This window comes from Isoptericola sp. 178, from assembly GCF_030586525.1.
GTDB classification, from domain to species: Bacteria; Actinomycetota; Actinomycetes; order Actinomycetales; family Cellulomonadaceae; genus Isoptericola; species Isoptericola sediminis.
The window spans coordinates 926,992-945,910 of sequence record NZ_JAUQYN010000001.1; the positions used below are offsets into that span (position 1 = coordinate 926,992).

An 18,919-nucleotide genomic window follows, 5' to 3' on the forward strand; every position below is an offset into this window, starting at 1 on the left:
CGAGCTTTTTGTCGACGTGCAGCCTAGATTGCAGCGAGCATCCTGCCGCACTTCACCGGTGACCAGCTCGCAGCGACCGAGCGATGGGCACACCGGCACAGCACGGCCGTCCTCGGGCTCCCGGAAACCGCCGGCCTTCACGGCGTCGAGCAGTACCTGCCCGGCGAGCGGATCCCGGACGTGGGACGGGCTCGTCGCGCAGCAGGCCGACGGCGATCCTGGAGCCCCCTGACGCCAAGAACGAGCGGGCTGACGGGCTCCAGCCACTCCGCGATGACGGGGTACGCTAACTTCCCGCCATGACGTGGTTCTTTGACATTCCGCGATGTAGGCGTACCTTGACAGACATGGACGGGACGAGCGCTGCGGGCATCGGCGCCCAGCTGCGCGCCGCCCGTCGTGCGGCGGGTTGGACACAGCAGGAGCTGGCCCGACGGTCAGGAGTCTCCCGACCGACCGTCGGGCTCATCGAGCGGGGGCACCCGAACGGCGAGCTGGGCAAGGTCCTGGCGATGGTCAAGACGCTCGGGCTGCAGCTTCGCCTCGAGCAGGGCCCCGCCCAGACCTTCTCCCTGGACGCCCTCGAGGCGGAGACCGAGCCGCTGTGACCCGAGAGCTGGCGGTGCTGCTCTACGGTCGGCAGGTCGCCACCGTGACGCAGGACGCCCACGGGCGCCATCACCTGACCTACGAGCCTGGCTACAGCGGCCCCGACGCGACTCCGGTGTCGACGTCGATGCCGACGGTGCTGGAGGTGCACGTCGGCAAGCCCGTGGACGCCTACATGGCAGGTCTCCTGCCCGACGGCCTGGACGTCCGTGAACGCTGGGCGGACCGGTGGGGCGTGTCGGCGACCAACTCCTTCGCCCTGTTGGAGCACATGGGCCTGGACTGCGCCGGCGCGGTGCAGTTCGTCCCTCCGGACGGCGTCGAGCAGGCGCTGACGCGCCCGAAGCGGCTGACGGCAGTGTCGCAGGAGGACATCGCCTCCCGGCTGGCCGCGCTGCGCACGGACGACACGTCCTGGGTGGTGTCCGGCGAACGGTGGTCCCTGGCCGGAGCCCAGGGCAAGTTCACGCTCACCCGCTCCCGGGAGGGCCACTGGAGCGAACCTGAAGGAGCCTCACCCTCCACCCACATCGTCAAGCCCGGCATCAGCGGCTACCGCGACCAGGCCCTGAACGAGCACCTGTGCCTGCGGGCGGCCGCCGCGTGCGGGCTGGAGGCCGTCGCCACCGAGTACACCGCGTTCGCCGGCCAGCCGGCCCTCGTGATCGCCCGCTACGACCGGCGCCGGTCCGGCGATCTGGTCGTCCGCCTGCACCAGGAAGACATGTGCCAGGCGCTGTCGGTGTTCCCCCGCAGGAAGGACGAGGCGTCCGGCGGGCCCGGCGTCGCGCGTATCGCGGAGCTGTTGCGAGACCGGAGCACGCGACCCGACCGTGACGTGCGAGCGTTCCTGACGGCGGTCGCGTTCAACTACCTGATCGGCGCGCCCGACGCGCACGCCAAGAACTACTCCGTTCTCCTGGCGGGCTCCCAGGTACGCCTCGCGCCCTTGTACGACGTCGCCTCGGGGCTGCCGTACGAGGCCACCGGAGCCGATGCCGAGATGGTCCGATCGGCGATGTCGATCGGCGGGCACCGGATCTTCGGGGACGTCGCCGGGCGCCACTGGGACCGCATGGCGCGCCTCGCGCGCTTCAGCCCGAGGCAGATGCGCGAGATCGTGGCCGACCTCGCCGAACGAATTCCGTCCGCGCTCGAGCAGGGCGTCAGCGCGCAGTCACACGCCGATGACGAGCTCGGCGTGCGCCTGATCGAGCGGGTCGGAGCCCTGTGCGCCACCACGCTCGAGCAACTGAGGCACTGACGGAAGGCCCCTAGCCGTTCGGGACCAGCGGTCCGGCCCGCTGATCGAACCGTCCCGGACAACCCAGCACCCGTTCGAGACCTCCGCCTCGGGCTCGTCGCCGGCAGCAATGGTGACCCGGACGAGTGCGCCGTCCTCGCCGGCAACCCCGACCGGAACGGGGTGTGGGTCCTGGTCGACGCCGGGGCGGCACCAGGATTCGGATCCCCCTCGGCGGGGCGTGCGGGTGGATCTGGACATAGCCTCAAGTGGCCGGCCCGGAAGGAGAGGCTCCACCGCGACGACGCGGGCGTGTGCCGCAGCAGGGTCCTCCGAACGGGATGGTCGCCATGAAGATCGAGAATCAGACGGACACGAGGCTGTACTGGCGCGTGTTCAGGCCCGATGACCTGGTCCGGGTGTCAGGGCTCGCGGACGGGTGGATCGGTGCGCGCAGCGCCGCCGCATGGAGCGACAACGCGTTCGGGCAGGTGCGGCTCGAGATCAAGAACGGCACGACGTCACGGTACGACGACGTGGTGAAGACCGGCGTCGACCTGATCGTCACGGGTACCTCCGTCCACGCCCGCGGACGTGCCACGGAGATGCCGCTCTCGGGTCAACCGGGCGAGCGGCGCGAGGTGAAGCCGTTCCCGCCCGCCCCCGGAGCGGTCAGGCGCCTGCTCGTGGTGAACGAGGCGAACATCCCGGTCCACGTGGGCATCTCGTGGGGGAACGTGCTGCAACAGGTGCGCAACAACCTGGCAGCCGGCGACTTCGACTGGTTCTCGCTCTCCGAGGCGGGCGACCACGACCTCACGATCCTGCCGGCGTTCAGCGTCGACGAGAAGCCGAGCGAGCTGAACAGCATCGACCACAACGGCAAGGCGATCACGGGCTGGACCATCGCGGCGGCAGGGGTGGCCCTGACCGTGGCCACCGGAGGCGCCGCGCTCGTGTTCGGCGCCGGCCTGGTCGTCTCGGGCGCGGGGCTCGTCTCGATCGCGGCGGACTCCAAGGTCGCCCCCTGGACGACGGTCCTGACGGGTGCCCGCGGGTTCGACGTCGTCGTCACGGGCGGCGTGTCCGGCACCCGCGAGAAGCCGAGCATCGCGTTGCAGCCCTTCGACCTCGAGACCACGGTGCCGGGCTACTACGACCAGCTCGTCAGGACGATGGCCGACCCGACCGCGCGGATCGTCAGCATCGACCAGCAGAGCGTCGGCCGGACGATGGACGCCTACCGCTCCGGGGACTTCATCGCCGTCACCCGCGACAGGGACGCGCGCATCGCCTCGCGGCACTGGGTGCTCACCGAGGTGGGCGACGGGTCGGTGTGGATCCAGCAGCTCAGCAACGGTCGGTACCTCGACGCGCACCAGGACGCTTCTCAGGACTTCCGAGCCTGCACCCGCGGTGGGCCGGGGCCGGGCAACCAGGCCTCCCGACGATGGCGGTTGCTTCCCGACGGTGACGCGTTCCGGATCCAGCAGGTCAGCTCGGGCCGCATCCTCGACGCGCACGCAACGCCGTCGTACGACTACGGCGTCGTCACCCGGGAGAACACCGCGCAGGCGTCGCGGCGGTGGGTCGTCACGGACGTGCGTCCCGCGTTCGACTGAGATCAGGTCCCCTCCCGGGACCAACCGTCCTCCGGGGGACGGCCCGAGGGTCCGACGCCCCCGGGTCGCTCCGGCTCGAGCTGGTGCGCGCGGTAGTCGGTCATGCGGCCGTCGTAGGTGGCGATGTGCGCCTCCACGCGTTCCACGTACAAGCGGTCCGGGTCGGGCGTGCCGGCGTAGGCCCCCGCGGTGGTCAGGTGCAGGCGACGTTCCCGTGCGAGCTCGCGGCGCAGGACGTCGAGCGCGACGGCGGCGGGCGTCGTGCGGCTGAAGATCCTCTCGACGCCCGCACCCACGACGACGAGGAAGCCCAGTGTCGGGATGATCCACGTCGGGGCGTCGGGGGCGACCGCTTGCGTGAGCGGGATGGCGGCGCCGGCGGCGAGCACCAGCAGCCACACGAGCTGGATCCCGCCGGACCGCAGCCACGCCGCGACGTCGGCGACGCGCAGCCGCGTGCGGAGAGTGCGGTCGTACCGGGACTGCGTGCGCGTGGACTGCTGTTCGCTGCTGCGTGCCATGACGGCTCCTGTCCGACGCCGGCCGCCCCGTCGCGCGCCGTTCGCGACAGCGTAGGCACAGTCGGGAGCCCACACCCCCGGGGGGCGTCGACGCTGGCGTGGGGCGGAACCCGTCGGTGGCATCGCAGAGCGGGGCGGACTCGCGGTCGGTACCGCTGTGGCTCAGGCCCGGGCGCTGTCGAGGCGGTGCACCCGGGCCGTCGCCCCGCGGACCTCCAGGGCGGAACCGTCGCGGTGCCAGGGCGTGTGGGCCGCGAGAACACCCGCGGTGGTGAACACCTCGAGCACGGGTCCGTCCAGGACCACCCGGACACCGGGATCGACGAGCGGGACGGACCATTCGCCGTCCGCCGTCCGCACCTCGAGCGTCGTGGGTGACGCCGTGAGCGTCGCCCCCTCCGAGCCGTCGGGCGCGGTCAGGCGCAGCGTGGAACCGGCGACCGCCGTCCACTCGACGTCGCAGAGGGTCGGCAACGGAGCCACGGCGAGGTTCGCCGTGCCGTCGGCCTCGACGGTCTCGGCACGCAGCGCGTCCACGGCCGGCGGCGGAGCGGCGACCAGACGGCCGGCTGCGAGGCTCAGGCGGTGCGGCAGGCTGTGCGCACTGGCCCAGCGGTCGTGCGGGTCGTCGATGCCGCGCAGCCAGTGGATCAGGCCGCGTCCGCCGTCGGCGTCGACGAACGCCGAGGCGGCGTAGTAGGCCGGGCCGTAGGACAGCCGGTGCCAGCTCTCCGCGTGGAACCGACCGTCCGCGTAGTCGCCGATCGCGTAGGCGACGTGGTGCGGCACCTCCGGCTCCCAGACCGACACGACCAGCACCCAGCGGTCGCCGACGGGGAAGAGCTGCGGGCACTCCCACACGGTGCCGGTCCACTCGGGGTCCGTCTCGTCACCGTGGCGGGCGGCGAGCACGCCGTCGTACACCCAGGACTCGAGGTCGTCGGAGGTGTGGACCAGCGCTGCCGCCGTGCCGTCCGTGAAGCCGACGCCCATGAGCATCCGCCAGTGGTCACCGTCGTGGAAGACGTACGGGTCGCGGTATGCGATCACCTCCACCTCGTCCGGGACCGTCGCGACCACCGGCCCCTTGGTCCAGGCGGTCCAGGTGTCGTCGGTGGGGCGTGCGCTCCGGACCCGGCCGACCTGGACGTCCGGGACGTCGACCGCGGTGTAGAGGAGCGTCGCGCCGTCAGTGGTGGGGACGACCGTCCCGGACCAGACGCCGTCCTCCCCGTCGCCGGGGGAGAGGACGACGTCGAGCTCCTCCCAGCGCAGGCCGTCGGCGCTCGTGGCGTGTCCCCAGTGCTGGGCCGGGCTCCACGTGGTCCGGTCGGGTACGTGCTGGAAGAACAGGTGGTAGCGATCGTCGTGGAAGGTCAGCCCGAGGGGGTCGTTGATCCATCCGGTCCGCGGGGTGAAGTGCAGCAGGGGCCGGGTTCCGTCGGTGCTCACGTCATCGTCTCCGTTCGGTGCGGCCCGGTGGCCTCGTGCTCGGACCCGGCTCCACATCACTGCTTGACAGCCGGATCCGACGCGTCTACGTTTGCCAAATCGGTTGGGCAGAACGTTTTGGCATCGTACACCAGCAGCTGACGAAGGAGTCTCGCGATGACCTGCAGAACGAAGACGAAGTCGGGAACGGCGTCACGTCGCGGCGCGATCGGAGCCGGAGCGGCCGTGCTCGCCCTGACGCTGACCGCGTGCGGTGCCGGGGGTGGGACCGACGCCGGTGGCGGTGACGACGCGCTGACCGTCCTGGTGGAAGGGGGCGGCAAGGCCCAGCTCGAACCGGTCGCCGCGGCCTTCACCGAGGAGACGGGCACGGAGGTTACCTTCGTCGAGCTGCCGTACGACGGTCTCTACGACCGGCTCTCCAGCGAGCTCGGGTCCGGGCAGGTCTCGTTCGACGTGGCGGCTCTCGACGCGATCTGGCTCAGCGCGTTCGCCGACGGCCTGGCGCCGCTCGACGACCTGTTCACCGACGAGGTCGTCGACGACCTGTTCCCGGCCCTCGTCGAGGAGGCGCAGATCGACGGCCAGTTCGTCGGCATGCCGGTGTGGACCAACGCGCAGACGCTCTTCTACCGGACGGACCTCTTCTCCGACCCGGAGCAGCAGGAGGCGTTCGAGTCCGAGTACGGCTACGAGCTCGCTCCGCCGACGACCTGGGAGGAGTACGACGACGTCGCGGCGTTCTTGACGCAGGACACCGACGGCGACGGCTCCATCGACCTGCACGGGACCGACGTCAAGGGTGCGGTGGAGACGGAGTGGCTCGCGCTCGTCCTCCAGGCGGGCGCGGACGGGGTGGTCCTCGACGACGAGGGCGACGTGATCATCGACGACGCCGCCCACAAGAAGGCGCTGGACGCCTACGTCGCACCGCTGCGTGCGGGGTCGGCGACCGGGGGAGCGGCGCAGGTCGACTGGGCCGAGGCCCAGAACCTCTTCTACCAGGGCTCGACAGCCATGACCCGGTTCTGGGCGCACGCCTACACCCAGGTGCCCGAGGACTCCGCGATCGCCGGCGACGTCGGGGTCACCACGATGCCGGCCGGGCCGGGGGGCTCGGCGGCCGTCCCCGGTGCCTGGTACCTGTCGGTGCCGCAGGCGACGGAGCAGGCAGAGCTGTCGCAGGAGTTCGTCCGGTTCGCCATCGAGCACAACGAGCTCGGCATCGACACGTCCCTCGGGCTCGCGGCGACCGTCTCGGCGCTCGAGAGCGGTGCCGAGCAGGACGGCAAGGAGAACCTGGGCGTCCTGGTCGAGGCGCTCGAGGCCCCGGGGACCGCCCCTCGACCGGCCACCGCGAAGTGGCAGCAGATCGTCGACGCCGTGCTCGTCCCGATGCTCCAGAAGGCCACCGCGGAGGGAGCCGACACGCAGGCGCTCCTGGACGACGCCAAGGTCCAGATCGAGGAGATCCTCGGATGAGGACCCGGGGGGACCACCTCGGCGGCCCTGCCGCACCGTCGGCCCCCTGACATCGTCCTCGCCCGGTGGCGCGCGCTGAGCGCCGACGTCACCGGGCGAGGGCCACCCCGTCCTCGTCGCGACACTCGAAGGATCTGGCATGCGACTCACCGACCGGCGCTACGCAGCGCTGCTCATGGCCCCCGCGGCGTTGTTCCTGACCGCCTTCGTCGCCTGGCCGCTGGTGCGGCTCGTGGTGGACAGCTTCTACGACATCTCCCCGGTCGCCGGAGGGCCTCGTGAGTTCGTGGGGCTGGGCAACTACGCCGAGATCCTCGGCAGCGAGGCGTTCCAGGGAGCGGCCTGGCGGACGCTCGCCTACACGGCGATCGTCCTCACGGCGGAGTTCGTCCTGGGGTTCGCCGTCGCGCTCCTGTTCTCCGCGCTGGGACATCGGTCGGCGGTCTTCCGCACGATCTTCCTCTACCCGCTGATGATCGCCCCGGTCGTCGCCGGGCTCCTGTGGCGCTTCCTGCTCATCGACAACTCCGGCATCGTCAACCAGCTGCTGTTCGAGGTGGGGATCCTCGACTCCCCGAACGACATCGGATGGCTGAGCGACCCGGACATCGTCCTGTGGGCGGTGGCGATCCCCGACATCTGGCTCACGACGTCGTTCATGACGCTCGTGCTGTTCGCCGGGCTGCAGAACGTGCCGGGAGACGTCCTGGAGGCCGCGCGACTCGACGGCGCGCGCTTCCCGACGCTGCTCGCGCGGATCATCGTCCCGCTGATCCGCCCGGTCATCGCGGTCGCGCTGATCGTGCGCGGCATCGACGCCGCCAAGGCCTTCGACATCATCCTCATCCAGACCGGAGGCGGACCCGAGAACGCCTCCCAGACGCTCAGCCTGCTGATCTACCAGACGATGGTGCGCTTCGGCGAGCCGGGCCAGGCGAGTGCCATGGGCACCCTGTACCTGGTCGCGATGCTCGCCGTCGCCAGCCTCGCCGTGTGGTTCATCTGGCGACCGGGGGACGCATCATGACCGGACTGACCGTACGCCGACCGGCGACACGTGCACTGCTGTGGACCTTTCTCGTCAGCACCGTGGTGCTGTACGGGTTCCCCTTCGTCTACCTGCTGCTGACGTCATTCAAGCCGCCGTTCGAGACGATCGCGATCCCGCCCACCGTCCTCCCCGACACGTGGACCCTGGAGAACTACTCGGCGGCGCTGGAACGACCGGGTGTCGTCCCGTCGTTCGTGAACAGCCTCTCGACGGCGGTCCTCAGCACCCTGCTCGCGCTGGGGCTCGCCGTCCCCGCCGCGTACGGCATCACCCGTTTCCGCACCCGGACCGGCCGACTGGTGAGCATGACGGCGCTCGTCACCCGGATGGTCCCGCCCGTGGCGGTCGGCGTCCCGCTGATGTCGATGATCGCCGCACTCCGCCTGACGGACACGCCCACGGGGCTCGCGATCGCGCACACCACGATCTCCCTGCCGTTGTGCATCCTGCTGATGGCGAGCTTCTTCGAAGCCGTGCCGTTCGAGCTCGAGGAAGCGGCCAAGATCGACGGCTGCAGCCGGCTGCGCGCGCTGTGGAGCGTGGTCGTCCCCGTCGTCTCAGGAGGCGTCGCGGTCACCGCGATCTTCGCCTTCCTGGCCTCGTGGAACGAGTTCCTGTTCGCCATCCTCCTGACGTCCGTCAAGGCGCAGACGACGCCGATCGTGATCGCGAACTTCCAGACGCAGTTCGGGCTCGACTGGGGACCGATGACGGCGCTCGCGGCGCTCTACTCCGTCCCCGTGATCGTGCTGACGCTGATCCTGCAGCGACACATCGTCGCCGGCCTGACCCTCGGCGCCGTCAAGGGCTGAGCACGACGACGTGACCGGCCCCTTGCCGCGGGGCCGGAGCGGCACGACCGGCGGCATCTTCGAGCACCGACACGAGGTGAGGTACAGCGTGGTCCACGACAACGTCTACGACGTCACGACCTGGACGGTGGGAAACCCCCACCACGACGTCGGCGAGGTCATCAACAGCATCATCGCGGACGTCAAGAGCCGTCAGAAGGACGCGGACGTGGACGGCGGGGGGAAGCCCGGTGCGGTCATCTACATCCCGCCCGGCGACTACCACCTGCGCACGCAGGTCGTCATCGACGTCAGCTACCTGCGGATCGAGGGATCCGGGCACGGATTCACGTCGTCCAGCATCCGGTTCAACACCCCCGAGGAGGAGTGGGCGGACCTGCACGAGCTCTGGCCGGGCGGAAGCCGGGTCCTCGTCGAGTCGCTCCCGGGCGCCGGGTCCGACGAGGCCGCGGGCGCTGCGTTCTTCGTGGGGCGTGCCGGAGAACCCCGGCTGAGCTCGGTCGAGTTCGCCGACTTCTGCATCGACGGCCTCCACTTCACCGACGACGGCACCGGGCTCCCTCCCGAGAACAGCTACGTGAACGGCAAGACGGGCATCCGCGTCGCCAGCGCCAACGACTCGTTCCGCGTCACCGGGATGGGGCTCGTCTACCTCGAGCACGGCCTGACGATCCATCACGCGGACGCGCTCTCCGTGCACGACAACTTCATCGCCGAGTGCGGCAGCTGTATCAGCCTCCGTGGGTGGGGACAGGCGTCCAAGGTCACCGACAACCTGGTCGGGGCGGGGTTCCGCGGGCACGCGATCTCTGCGGAGAACCACGGGGGACTGCTGATCACCGCGAACAACGTCTTTCCTCGCGGCGCCAGCAGCATCCACCTCGACGGCGTCACCCGCTCGAGCGTGACCAACAACCGCCTGCACTCGTTCTACCCCGGCATGGTCGTCCTCGACGGCGACTCGTGCGAGAACCTCGTGGCCACGAACCACTTCCTGCGGGACCAGGAGCCGTGGACGCCGTTCCTCGGGGTCGGCAACGGCACCGACGACCTGTACGGCCTGCTCCGGGTCAGCGGCAGCAACAACTCCGTCGTCGCCAACCACTTCTCGGCGGTTATCGGTGCGCAGGAGGTCCGCCCGGCCGGTGCCGACCTGGTGATCGTCCGCCTGGTGGAGGGTGCCGGGAACTTCGTCGCCACCAATCACACGGTGGCCTCGGACGTCCACTCCACGGCGGACGACTCCTGCTTCGCCGCCCAGGTCGGCGCGTTGCTGGCACCGGGAGGTTCGACGAGGCTCGCCGTCACGACGGTCCACGTGGACCCCGAGTCGGCCGGGAACACCGTCCTCGACTCGGGAAGCGACGCCCAGGTCCGCATGGACAGGGGCGCCAACGCGTTCCGGGCGACGCCGACGGTCGGCGCCTAGCCGAGCGGCGAGGCGCGTCAGGTGCGCGTCTCGCCTGGTCGAGGAGCGATGGGTAACCGTCGCACCCGGTAGATTCAGTTGTCCAGCCCGCACGGCCCGGCAACGCATCAGTGAGGAGCAGCCCGGTGTCCAGCAGAGTACGGATCAAGGACGTCGCCGCCGAGGCCGACGTCTCGGTCACGACCGTCTCGCACGTGCTGAACCAGACCCCGCACACCCGCGTCAACGAGGAGACCCGGCGCCGTGTCCTCGACGTGGCGGCACGACTGAACTACCGCCCCAACCGGGTCGCGCGGAGCCTGCGCACGCAGAGCTCGGGCATGATCGGCCTGCTGACCGAGGAGTTCGCCACCACGCCGCACGCGGGGCGCATCATCCTCGGTGCCCAGGAGGCGGCGAGCAGGAACAACCTGACGCTCGCGATCATCAACTCTGCTCTCCAGGCTGACGCCGTGGAACGACGCGACGACGTCGCGGCCCTGCTGGACCGTCAGGTCGACGGCATCATCTACGCCACCGTGTTCCACGACGTCGTCAGCCCGCCCGCCGAGCTGCGCACCGTGCCGTCCGTCCTCATCGGCGCGCGGGACCGGACCCGCCGCGTCTCCTCCGTCACACCGGACGAGCGGCAGGGCGCACGCGACGCGGTGCGCTCCCTGGTGGCGCTCGGCCACCGACGGATCGGCTTCGTGGCCAACACCACCGACGTCCCCGCCACCCGGGGCCGACGTCTGGGATACCTCGATGCGCTGGAGGAGGCCGGGATCGAGGCGGATCCGGACCTGGTGGCGGAGGGAGAGGCCGAGGCCGGTGGCGGGTTCGAGGCGGCCACCGCGCTGCTCGATCGGCCGGGTGAACGACCGACGGCCATCTTCTGCTACAACGACCGGATGGCCATGGGGGTCTACCGCGCGATCGGGGACCACGGACTGCGGATCCCCGACGACATCTCGGTGATCGGGTTCGACGACCAGGAGCCGATCGCCAGCGGACTCTACCCGGGCCTGACGACCGTCTCGCTGCCCCACTACGAGATGGGTGCCTGGGCTGTGGACAGCCTGGTGTCCCAGCGGGACGGGGATCGAGCGGCCGGGACGCACCGGCTGCCCTGCCCGCTCGTGCATCGCGGATCGGTGGCGCCGGTGGGCGTGAGTCCCGCGTAGCGCGCTCGAGTCGTCGGACCGCGCATCTGCGGGATGCCGACGACCCCCACGACGTAGGACGGCGGGCCCTCGCAGCCGCGGGGGCCCGCCGTCGGCGGCAGCAGAGTGGATGTCATCCTGCATGCCTGGGGGCTCAGGGGAACCGGACCGTCAGTCGACCTTCCAGGTGCGCAGCTCCCCAGCCACAGGCAGCACCGTGCTCAGGGGCGTGATGGGTCCACCGAGCACTCCGTCGAGCGACGAGATCTCGATCGTCGGTCCGTCGACGACGACGCGGAGCGCCCCGCCCGTCCACGGCATCTCGGTGGTCTTGCACCCCGGCCGGTCGAGCCGGACGACGCCGTCGGCGGCGGAGACGGCGGCGCTCTCCAGGTCCCCGGCGGTGAGCACCAGGCGGTCCCCGCCAGGGTGCGGCGCCCACTCCGCGTCGATCACCTGGTCGCCGTCCACGGCCTCCCGCCCGCGTCGTGCGTCGAGGTCGGGGTGCGGGGTGGCGACGAGGCGCTCGCCGACGACGGAAAGGACATGGGGAACGCTCAGGCAGCTGCTCCATCCGGCGTCGTCGTCATGCACACCTCGCATCCAGAACATCAGGCACGGGCGACCGTCACGGTCTCGGAAGAAGGACGGCGCGTAGTAGCTGTCACCGAAGCTGAGCCGGCCCCAGGTGTCGGCCTCGAAGCGACCATCGGCGTAGGACCCGATCGCATAGCCGGCGTAGTGCAGCACGTCGTCGTCCCAGATCGAGCTCACCATGACCCAGCGACCGTCGACCTCGAAGAACTGCGGGCACTCCCACAGCGCCCCCATCCAGACCGGTGAGCGCTCGTCGGTCGAGCGGGACGCGGCCACGCCGTCGTAGGCCCAGTCGGTCAGGTCCGCCGAGGTATAGGTCAGGGCCATGGCCGTGCCAGCGCGGTCCGCGGCGCCCACGAACATGCGCCAGCCGTCGTCCTCGCGCAGGACGAACGGGTCGCGGTAGGCGATGAGGTCGAGGTCGTCGGGCGCCTCGACCAGGACGTCGCCCTTGGTCCACCCGTCCCAGGTGTCGTCGGTGGGTACGGCGACCCGGACCCGCCCGATCCCGATGTCCGGCCGGACCACCGAGGTGTACAGGATGCGCGCCGTGCCGTCCTCGGCGACGAGGCTCCCGGTCCAGATGCCGTCGTCCCCGTCACCCGGCGCGATCGCCACCGGACGACGCTCCCAGGTGAGCAGGTCGCGGCCGACGGCGTGTCCCCAGTGGCAGTTCGGCGCCCACTCCATGCTGCCGGGCACGAACTGGTGGAAGAGGTGGTAAGCGCCGTCGTGCCAGGTGAGGCCGTGCGGGTCGTTGATCCAGCCGGACTCCGCGGTGAAGTGCAGGTGCGGTCGCATCTCATCGCCCCCCGTCGTAGGCGCGGCGGACGGCGCGCGCCTGGTCGAGGTTCCCGCGTTCCCAGTCGTCGACCTCACGACGGCGCTCCGCGCGCAGCGCGTCACGTTCGGCGACGAACCGCTCCATCCGGTCGGACGCGGCCCGGCGGGCGGCCTCCTGCTCGTCGGTCAGGGGCGGCAGCGGCGCCTCGATGACCCGGTCGACGGGTCGCAGCGGCAGCCGCTCCTCCACCTCGGGCACGGTGAGGACGGGCGAGGGGAGCGTCTGGTACCAGTACGCCGTCGAGGACCAGTCGTCGGACAGGTGGTTGCCGTGACCGTGCTCGAACGTCACCTTGATCCGCTTCTCGAAGCGGATCGGGTCGACGAGGTGGAACCGGTAGCTGTGGTGGAATCCGGGCACGTCCTCCTCGTGGACGATCGTCCCGTTGAACAGGTAGGCGTTGCGCTGCATGCCCCAGGCGTGACCGAAGTAGTCCTCCATGCCGGTGCCGTGCAGGCTCGGCGGCCACGTGTCGTCGTCGATGAAGATCATGTCGTCGCCCTCGCCCCACCAGGATCCCTGGAAGTGGCGGACGGCGAGGTTGCAGCCCACGTAGTGCCCGCGGCCCTCGGTCTCCAGCGCGACATAGTTGTCCGCACCGTCGAGGTTGGCCACCGTCGTCTCGATGCTGTTGGTCTGCAGGTCCGGACCCCACCCGCGGTTGGGCAGGGCGCGGCGCCAGTGGGCGTGGAAGTAGACCGTGTCGGCCGGCAGCGGTTCCGGCGAGAGCTCGTAGTCGATGTAGAAGTACTGCAGGTACGGGATGTCGTTCTGATTCTCGACGACGACGCGGGCGCGCTTGCCGAAGGGCATCCGGAAGTAGCTGTTGAACGCCGCGCTGCCGCCGAAGCTGTGCAGCTCGGGCTCCTTGGCCGACACCGACAGCGGCAGGGAGTCGTAGCTGCCCGAGAGCGAGTTCATCAGACCGAAGAAGTCGCCGAGCGGCGCGATGACGCTCGGCGTCTCCTGGTCGTCCCAGTAGATCTTCAGCAGGATCTTCCGGTAGTAATCCGGGTCGACGACCTCCCAGCTGACCCCGAGGGCGTTGTGGATCTCGAGCATCGGGACGCCGACGACGTCGGGAGCGATCTGACCGGGACCCGGCTGGACGCGGCAGGACTGGGTCATCCAGATGTGGGTGATGAACCCGGGCCCCTCGAGGTCGGCGAGGACGCGCTCCTCCCCGGGCATCACGATCCAGTTGTCGCGGTTGCGACCCGTCTGGTCGAAGCTGGACGCCCGGGCGCTGCGTCCCGGTCGGGCTCGGGTGAGGTCTCCGAGGAGCCCACCGGGGGCGGGGGTGGGGGTCATGACTGTCCTTTCGCGACGACTCTGTGGCCAGGAAGAACGCATCGAAACGTTTGCGTGCCTGGATTCGCAGCGTAGACGACGCGTATCCTGCGCGCAAGGACTGAAAAGCCTGTAGGTACAGGCTCCGCGACCGGTGGGGCCGACCAGGAAAATGTTTGATTGGAGTGGTCGATGGCGACCATCGTCGAAGTCGCCCGCATGGCCGGGGTGTCCACGTCGACCGTCTCGCACGTGCTCAACGGGACGCGGCCGGTCCGACCGGCGACCCGCAAGCGGGTGGCGGCCGCGATCGAGAAGACCGGCTACCGCCAGGACGCCGTGGCTCGCGCCATGCGCCGGTCACGGACGGACAGCATCGGGCTGGTCGTCTCCGACGCCGGCGAGCCTGCCTTCGCGGAGATGGTCCACGGGGTGGAGCACGCCGCGGCGGCACGCGGGCTGACCCTGGTGCTCGCCAACTCGGCCGAGGACCCGGAACGCGAGGAACGCGCGGTGAGCACGCTCCTGGCGCGCCGCGTGGACGGGCTGATCCTGGCCCACTGCGCGGGCTCGGGGCGCGCCGTCGGCACCCGGCTCGACGCCGACGACGCCCGGCCCGTCGTCCTGCTCGACCGTGTTTTCGACGGTTCGCCGCACGACCAGGTGGGGGCGGACAACCGCGAGACCATGCGCCGCCTCGTGACGCACCTGCGCGGAGCGGGCCACCGACGCTTCCTGCTGGTGGCCGGCGACCAGCGGGTCCCCACGCTCGCCGAGCGCCGGCAGGGCTTCCGCGACGCCACCCCCGACTCCGAGCTCGGCGAGCAGACGATCGTCGACGCCGTCGACACCGCGTCGGTCCGCGCCCACGTGGCGGCCGCCCTCCGCTCCGGCGGCGCGACCTGTGTCATCGCCTGCAGCACGCCGCTGGCGGTCGTCGGTCTCGAATGTCTGCGCGACGCGGGGATCGCGACGCCCGAGCAGATCGCGTTCGCCGCGTTCGACGGGTTCAGCCACTCGGACCTGTTCCGACCCACGATCACGACGGTGCGGCAGCCGGCGTTCGAGATGGGCGAGGCCGCGGTCTCGTTGCTGATGGACCGGATCGCGTCCCCGGAGGCGAGCCCGCGCACGCTCCGGCTCAACCAACGCCTCGAGCTGCGGGAGTCGACCGAGGACTACCGTGTCCCGGAAGTTGACCCGCCACCCATCTCTTGACAGCCGTCGAGCGGCGCGCGTAACCTCGCAAACGATTCGCGCAAACGTTTCGCTTAGCCGTATCCGCCCCCGGGCCTCACCCAACGAAGGACGAGACATGCCTGGCTACCCTTTCCGCCGCCCCGTCGCCGCCGCGGTGACACTCGCCGTGCTCCTGCCGCTCGCCGCCTGCTCCCAGGCGAGTGACGCCGAGCAGGGCGGCCCCACGACCATCACGCTCTCCATGCAGAACCCCGACGTGAAGACCGCCGACCCCGCCACCTGGGCGATCGTGGAGGCCTTCGAGAGCGCCAACCCGGACGTCGACGTCGAAGTCAGCGGCCAGCCGGTCGCCGAGCACCTGCAGTCGCTGTCCATCGCCGCGCAGAGCGACACGCTCCCCGACGTCTTCTGGGTCTACAAGTCGAACGCCGAGGAGATGCTCGCCGGCGACCGGTTGCTGGACCTGCAGCCGATCCTGGAGGAGCAGGGCGTCATCGACAGCCTGCCCGCGACCACCGTCGAGTACTTCACGTCGGACGGCACGGTCTTCGGCGTGCCGTACCAGGGCCTGTTGACCGGTCTGTGGACCAACACGCAGGTCCTCTCCGACCACGGCATGTCGACGCCGACCACGTTCGACGAGCTGCTCCAGGTCGCCGAGACGCTGGCCGACGAGGACGTCGTGACGATCTCGAACGGCGCGAGCCAGTCGGCGTTCAGCGTCTGGCAGTTCCTCGTGTGGCTGGACCGCTTCGGGTTCGAGGAGAGGATGGACGGCCTGCTCGACGGATCGGAGTCGTGGGAGAACCCCGACTTCGTGCGGATGTACGAGCACATCGCCGAGCTGCGCGACGCCGGGGCGTTCTCCAGCAACGTGTCCACCCAGACCTACCAGCAGGCGGTGGACCAGTTCCTCCAGGGCGAGGCGGCTTTCCTCGACGCGGGTGTCTGGGCCGCGGGGGCGATCCAGGACTCCGAGGTCGCGCCGCACACCACCTTCTGGAAGGGCCCGACGTTCGCCGACGGCGTCGGTGAGCAGAACATCATCATGAACGTGGCCTCCGCCCCCCTCGTCGTCGCGAAGAAGGTCGGTGAGGACGAGGCCAAGCTTGACGCCGTCGAGCGGTTCCTCGGCTTCTACTACAGCGACGAGGCGCAGCAGCTCATGGTCGACAACGGTCAGCCGCCCGTCACGACCTACGAGCCGGAGCTCGACGAGGAGGAGCAGTCGGTCCTGAAGTCGGCGCTCGACGCCGCTCGGGAGGAGGGCGTGTCGACGCCCGGGACCCAGCCGGACCTCGTGTTCCCGGTCGCCGTGTCGAACGCCATCTACGACTCGATCTACGGCGTCATCCAGGACCAGCTCACCCCCGAGGAAGCCGCCGCGCTCGTGCAGCGAGCGCTCGACGCCGAGTGAGGCACGCGGGTGCGCCGCCGAGCGGCGCACCCGCGTCCCTGACCGAACCCGCAGCATCGTCGAGACAAGGAACGACCGTCATGATCTGGCTCAGCTCGCGGTGGAGGATCGCGGTGATGGTGCTGCCCGCGGTGGTCCTGTTCACCCTGTTCTTCGCCTATCCGGTGCTGTACGGCGTCGGCTACAGCCTCACCGACGCGCAGGGCTTCAGCGCTCCCCGGCTCGTCGGGCTCGACAACTACGCCGCGCTGGGCGACGACCCGTTCTTCTGGCTCTCCCTGAAGAACACCGTCATCATCCTCGTGGTCAGCGTGGCCTTCCTGGTGCCGGCCTCCTTCGCCCTGGCGCTGCTGATGCAGCAGAGGATCCGGGCCGCAGGAGCGCTCCGGGCACTCCTGTTCGGACCGGCCATCGTGGCGCCGATCCTCGTCGGTCTCGTCTGGGTGTTCATCCTCGACCCGCGGGTCGGACTGCTCAACCGGCTGCTCGTGCCGCTCGGCATCCCCGAGATCCAGTGGATCGGCGGCGACTCGCTCACCCCGTACTCCATCGCCCTCGTCTTCAGCTGGGCGAGCATCGGCTTCGCCATGACGATCTTCTACGCCGGCCTGCAGCAGCTGCCCGACGACGTGATGGAGGCGAGCTCGCTCGACGGGGCGACCCGGTGGCAGCAGCTGCTCCACGTCACCGTCCCGATGATGCGCGAGACCATCGGCATCGTGTCGATCCTGCTCGTCACGAACGTCTTCAAGATCTTCGAGCTCGTCTACATGCTGACCGGCGGCGGTCCCGTCCACCGCTCCGAGACCCTGGTCAGCTACATGTACTTCGTCACGTTCACCAGCCAGCGCTACGGGGCCGGCATGGCGATCGCCGTCGTCGTGCTCGTGCTCGGCGCGCTGACATCGCTCGTCTACCTGGCCCTCGCACGCCGCGGCCGGTCCGCATGAACTCCCGGAGCGCACCCATGACCTCTGCCACCGTCGCCGGTCGCGAGACCGCGCCGCCGCCCGTGCCGGCCACCGAGCGCCGGCGCGGACGCGAGCAGCACCGGCCCACCCGGTCGCCCGCCGCCGAGCGCCGCCGACGGGTACGCACGCGGATCATCGTCGCCGGCATCGCGTACCTGGTCACCTTCCTCGTCGTGCTGCCCATCCTCTGGATCGTCCTGCTGTCCTTCCAGCAGAGCGACCAGATCCTCTCGGACCCGTTCTCGGTGCAGACCCTGACCCTCGAGAACTACCGGGACGCGATCGCCACGCTGCCGCTCGTGCAGATGTACAAGAACACGATCATCATCGCCGCGGTCGCGGTGACGATCGGCACGACCGTCTCGTTCATGGCGTCCTTCGCGCTGACCCGGATGGTCTTCCGGCGACGCGGCGTGCAGTCCGCGCTGCTGCTGTACTTCCTGGCGGGGCTCGCGGTGCCCGTCTACGTGCTGCTCTTCCCGGTCTACCGTCTCGACCTGGCGCTGGGCATCTTCGGGACCTACGCCGCGGTGATCCTCCCGTACGCCGTGGTGTCCATCCCCTTCAACACCCTGCTGCTGACCGGGTTCCTGCGCGGTATGCCGGGGGAGCTCGAGGAGGCCGCCATCATCGACGGCGCCGGTCTGTTCCGGATCTGCTGGTCCGTCGTCCTCCCGGTCATGCGCCCGATCCTCGCGACCGTCGTGATCTTCAACGTCGTGTACGTGTTCAACGAGTTCCCCTTCGTGTCGGTCCTCATCAACGACCCGGACCTGGCGACGGTGTCGCTGGCCGTGTCCAAGTTCCAGGGCCAGTACTCCGTGAACTACGGCGGGATGATGGCCGCGGCGACGCTGGTGCTGCTTCCCCAGCTCGCCATCTACGCCGTGCTGCAGCGACACGTGATCGCCGGTCTGACGGCGGGCGCGGTCAAGGGGTGACGGCCCGTACGTAGCCCGCCAGGGCCGTCGGTCCGATCGCGCTCGCTGCGTCGTCGCACCAGATCCAGCCCGAGAAGAGAGGCAGAACCCATGGATGACCGCAACGACGCGGCCGCCCCCTCCGCACGTCACGACCTCGTCTCACGACGCCAGGTGCTCGTCGCGCTCGGCGTCGCCGCCGCGGCCGCTGTCCCGCTCACCGTGCTCGACGGCGGACCGGTAGAGATGCACGCCGCCTCGGCGGCGGAGGCTCCTGAGCTCCCGCCCTACGACGCCATCACCGGCCTGATCTGACC

Annotated in this window: 17 protein-coding genes; 13 read left to right on the forward strand and 4 right to left on the reverse strand. The window is 70.2% G+C overall.

The window, feature by feature from the left end:
* The first annotated feature begins 347 nt into the window (after nucleotides 1-347).
* The 3 genes from Q6349_RS04320 (at nucleotide 348) to Q6349_RS04330 (ending at nucleotide 3,474) form a co-directional block, all read left to right on the forward strand.
* Nucleotides 348-608, forward strand: coding sequence for a helix-turn-helix domain-containing protein (locus tag Q6349_RS04320; RefSeq protein ID WP_304603005.1), 261 nt, complete (start codon nucleotides 348-350; stop codon nucleotides 606-608).
* Nucleotides 605-1,873: a type II toxin-antitoxin system HipA family toxin gene (locus tag Q6349_RS04325; RefSeq protein ID WP_304603006.1), complete on the forward strand. Its 1,269-nt coding sequence runs from the start codon at nucleotides 605-607 to the stop codon at nucleotides 1,871-1,873. Before Q6349_RS04320 ends, Q6349_RS04325 begins: the two co-directional genes overlap by 4 nt.
* A 329-nt stretch (nucleotides 1,874-2,202) precedes the next feature.
* Nucleotides 2,203-3,474: an RICIN domain-containing protein gene (locus Q6349_RS04330; RefSeq protein ID WP_304603007.1), complete on the forward strand. Its 1,272-nt coding sequence runs from the start codon at nucleotides 2,203-2,205 to the stop codon at nucleotides 3,472-3,474.
* Nucleotides 3,475-3,476: 2 nt separating this feature from the next.
* On the opposite strand, the gene Q6349_RS04335 is transcribed toward Q6349_RS04330, so the two are convergent.
* Both Q6349_RS04335 and Q6349_RS04340 read right to left on the reverse strand, forming a co-directional pair.
* On the reverse strand, nucleotides 3,477-3,995 hold the full coding sequence (locus tag Q6349_RS04335) for a hypothetical protein (protein ID WP_304603008.1): 519 nt from the start codon (nucleotides 3,993-3,995) through the stop codon (nucleotides 3,477-3,479).
* Nucleotides 3,996-4,157: 162 nt separating this feature from the next.
* Nucleotides 4,158-5,447 (reverse strand): glycoside hydrolase family 32 protein, encoded by a 1,290-nt coding sequence (locus Q6349_RS04340; protein WP_304603009.1) that lies wholly within the window; start codon nucleotides 5,445-5,447, stop codon nucleotides 4,158-4,160.
* A 156-nt stretch (nucleotides 5,448-5,603) separates the two neighbouring features.
* On the opposite strand from Q6349_RS04340, the gene Q6349_RS04345 reads away from it, so the two are divergent.
* From Q6349_RS04345 to Q6349_RS04365, 5 genes are all read left to right on the forward strand, one after another.
* On the forward strand, nucleotides 5,604-6,929 hold the full coding sequence (locus Q6349_RS04345; protein WP_304603010.1) for an ABC transporter substrate-binding protein: 1,326 nt from the start codon (nucleotides 5,604-5,606) through the stop codon (nucleotides 6,927-6,929).
* A gap of 139 nt (nucleotides 6,930-7,068) precedes the next feature.
* Entirely contained in the window at nucleotides 7,069-7,956 is an 888-nt protein-coding gene (locus tag Q6349_RS04350) for a carbohydrate ABC transporter permease (protein ID WP_304603011.1), read from the forward strand.
* Nucleotides 7,953-8,792 (forward strand): carbohydrate ABC transporter permease, encoded by an 840-nt coding sequence (locus tag Q6349_RS04355; protein ID WP_304603012.1) that lies wholly within the window; start codon nucleotides 7,953-7,955, stop codon nucleotides 8,790-8,792. Before Q6349_RS04350 ends, Q6349_RS04355 begins: the two co-directional genes overlap by 4 nt.
* A 76-nt stretch (nucleotides 8,793-8,868) precedes the next feature.
* Nucleotides 8,869-10,221 carry a NosD domain-containing protein gene (locus Q6349_RS04360; protein ID WP_370375599.1) on the forward strand — a complete coding sequence of 451 codons (1,353 nt, stop codon included), beginning with the start codon at nucleotides 8,869-8,871 and terminating at the stop codon, nucleotides 10,219-10,221.
* Nucleotides 10,222-10,346: 125 nt separating this feature from the next.
* Entirely contained in the window at nucleotides 10,347-11,384 is a 1,038-nt protein-coding gene (locus Q6349_RS04365; RefSeq protein WP_304603013.1) for a LacI family DNA-binding transcriptional regulator, read from the forward strand.
* A 150-nt stretch (nucleotides 11,385-11,534) separates the two neighbouring features.
* Here Q6349_RS04365 and Q6349_RS04370 read toward each other — a convergent pair whose 3' ends face one another.
* Together Q6349_RS04370 and Q6349_RS04375 are read right to left on the reverse strand one after the other, a co-directional pair.
* Nucleotides 11,535-12,761 carry a glycoside hydrolase family 32 protein gene (locus Q6349_RS04370; protein ID WP_304603014.1) on the reverse strand — a complete coding sequence of 409 codons (1,227 nt, stop codon included), beginning with the start codon at nucleotides 12,759-12,761 and terminating at the stop codon, nucleotides 11,535-11,537.
* A 1-nt stretch (nucleotide 12,762) separates the two neighbouring features.
* On the reverse strand, nucleotides 12,763-14,115 hold the full coding sequence (locus tag Q6349_RS04375; protein ID WP_304603015.1) for a glycoside hydrolase family 172 protein: 1,353 nt from the start codon (nucleotides 14,113-14,115) through the stop codon (nucleotides 12,763-12,765).
* Between the two features lie 171 nt (nucleotides 14,116-14,286).
* Here Q6349_RS04375 and Q6349_RS04380 point away from each other — a divergent pair, with 171 nt between their 5' ends.
* The 5 genes from Q6349_RS04380 to Q6349_RS04400 all read left to right on the forward strand — a co-directional run bounded on the left by Q6349_RS04380 (nucleotide 14,287) and on the right by Q6349_RS04400 (nucleotide 18,917).
* The gene (locus tag Q6349_RS04380) at nucleotides 14,287-15,312 is read left to right on the forward strand and encodes a LacI family DNA-binding transcriptional regulator (RefSeq protein WP_304603016.1); all 1,026 of its coding nucleotides are present in this window, start codon (nucleotides 14,287-14,289) and stop codon (nucleotides 15,310-15,312) included.
* A gap of 97 nt (nucleotides 15,313-15,409) precedes the next feature.
* Entirely contained in the window at nucleotides 15,410-16,711 is a 1,302-nt protein-coding gene (locus tag Q6349_RS04385) for an ABC transporter substrate-binding protein (protein ID WP_304603017.1), read from the forward strand.
* A gap of 80 nt (nucleotides 16,712-16,791) precedes the next feature.
* The gene (locus Q6349_RS04390) at nucleotides 16,792-17,661 is read left to right on the forward strand and encodes a carbohydrate ABC transporter permease (RefSeq protein WP_304603018.1); all 870 of its coding nucleotides are present in this window, start codon (nucleotides 16,792-16,794) and stop codon (nucleotides 17,659-17,661) included.
* A 17-nt stretch (nucleotides 17,662-17,678) separates the two neighbouring features.
* On the forward strand, nucleotides 17,679-18,623 hold the full coding sequence (locus tag Q6349_RS04395) for a carbohydrate ABC transporter permease (RefSeq protein ID WP_304603019.1): 945 nt from the start codon (nucleotides 17,679-17,681) through the stop codon (nucleotides 18,621-18,623).
* 90 nt (nucleotides 18,624-18,713) lie between these two features.
* Complete coding sequence (locus Q6349_RS04400; protein ID WP_304603020.1) at nucleotides 18,714-18,917, forward strand: twin-arginine translocation signal domain-containing protein; 204 nt, start codon at nucleotides 18,714-18,716, stop codon at nucleotides 18,915-18,917.
* Nucleotides 18,918-18,919: the final 2 nt, after the last annotated feature.

Excerpts from the sequence above, each read along its gene's own strand:
- Q6349_RS04320 (WP_304603005.1), top strand. The coding sequence starts at position 348 with ATGGACGGGACGAGCGCTGCGGGCATCGGCGCCCAGCTGCGCGCCGCC.
- Q6349_RS04330 (WP_304603007.1), top strand. The coding sequence starts at position 2,203 with ATGAAGATCGAGAATCAGACGGACACGAGGCTGTACTGGCGCGTGTTC.
- Q6349_RS04335 (WP_304603008.1), bottom strand. The coding sequence starts at position 3,995 with ATGGCACGCAGCAGCGAACAGCAGTCCACGCGCACGCAGTCCCGGTAC.
- Q6349_RS04345 (WP_304603010.1), top strand. The coding sequence starts at position 5,604 with ATGACCTGCAGAACGAAGACGAAGTCGGGAACGGCGTCACGTCGCGGC.
- Q6349_RS04350 (WP_304603011.1), top strand. The coding sequence starts at position 7,069 with ATGCGACTCACCGACCGGCGCTACGCAGCGCTGCTCATGGCCCCCGCG.
- Q6349_RS04355 (WP_304603012.1), top strand. The coding sequence starts at position 7,953 with ATGACCGGACTGACCGTACGCCGACCGGCGACACGTGCACTGCTGTGG.
- Q6349_RS04370 (WP_304603014.1), bottom strand. The coding sequence starts at position 12,761 with ATGCGACCGCACCTGCACTTCACCGCGGAGTCCGGCTGGATCAACGAC.
- Q6349_RS04375 (WP_304603015.1), bottom strand. The coding sequence starts at position 14,115 with ATGACCCCCACCCCCGCCCCCGGTGGGCTCCTCGGAGACCTCACCCGA.
- Q6349_RS04380 (WP_304603016.1), top strand. The coding sequence starts at position 14,287 with ATGGCGACCATCGTCGAAGTCGCCCGCATGGCCGGGGTGTCCACGTCG.
- Q6349_RS04385 (WP_304603017.1), top strand. The coding sequence starts at position 15,410 with ATGCCTGGCTACCCTTTCCGCCGCCCCGTCGCCGCCGCGGTGACACTC.
- Q6349_RS04390 (WP_304603018.1), top strand. The coding sequence starts at position 16,792 with ATGATCTGGCTCAGCTCGCGGTGGAGGATCGCGGTGATGGTGCTGCCC.
- Q6349_RS04395 (WP_304603019.1), top strand. The coding sequence starts at position 17,679 with ATGACCTCTGCCACCGTCGCCGGTCGCGAGACCGCGCCGCCGCCCGTG.
- Q6349_RS04400 (WP_304603020.1), top strand. The coding sequence starts at position 18,714 with ATGGATGACCGCAACGACGCGGCCGCCCCCTCCGCACGTCACGACCTC.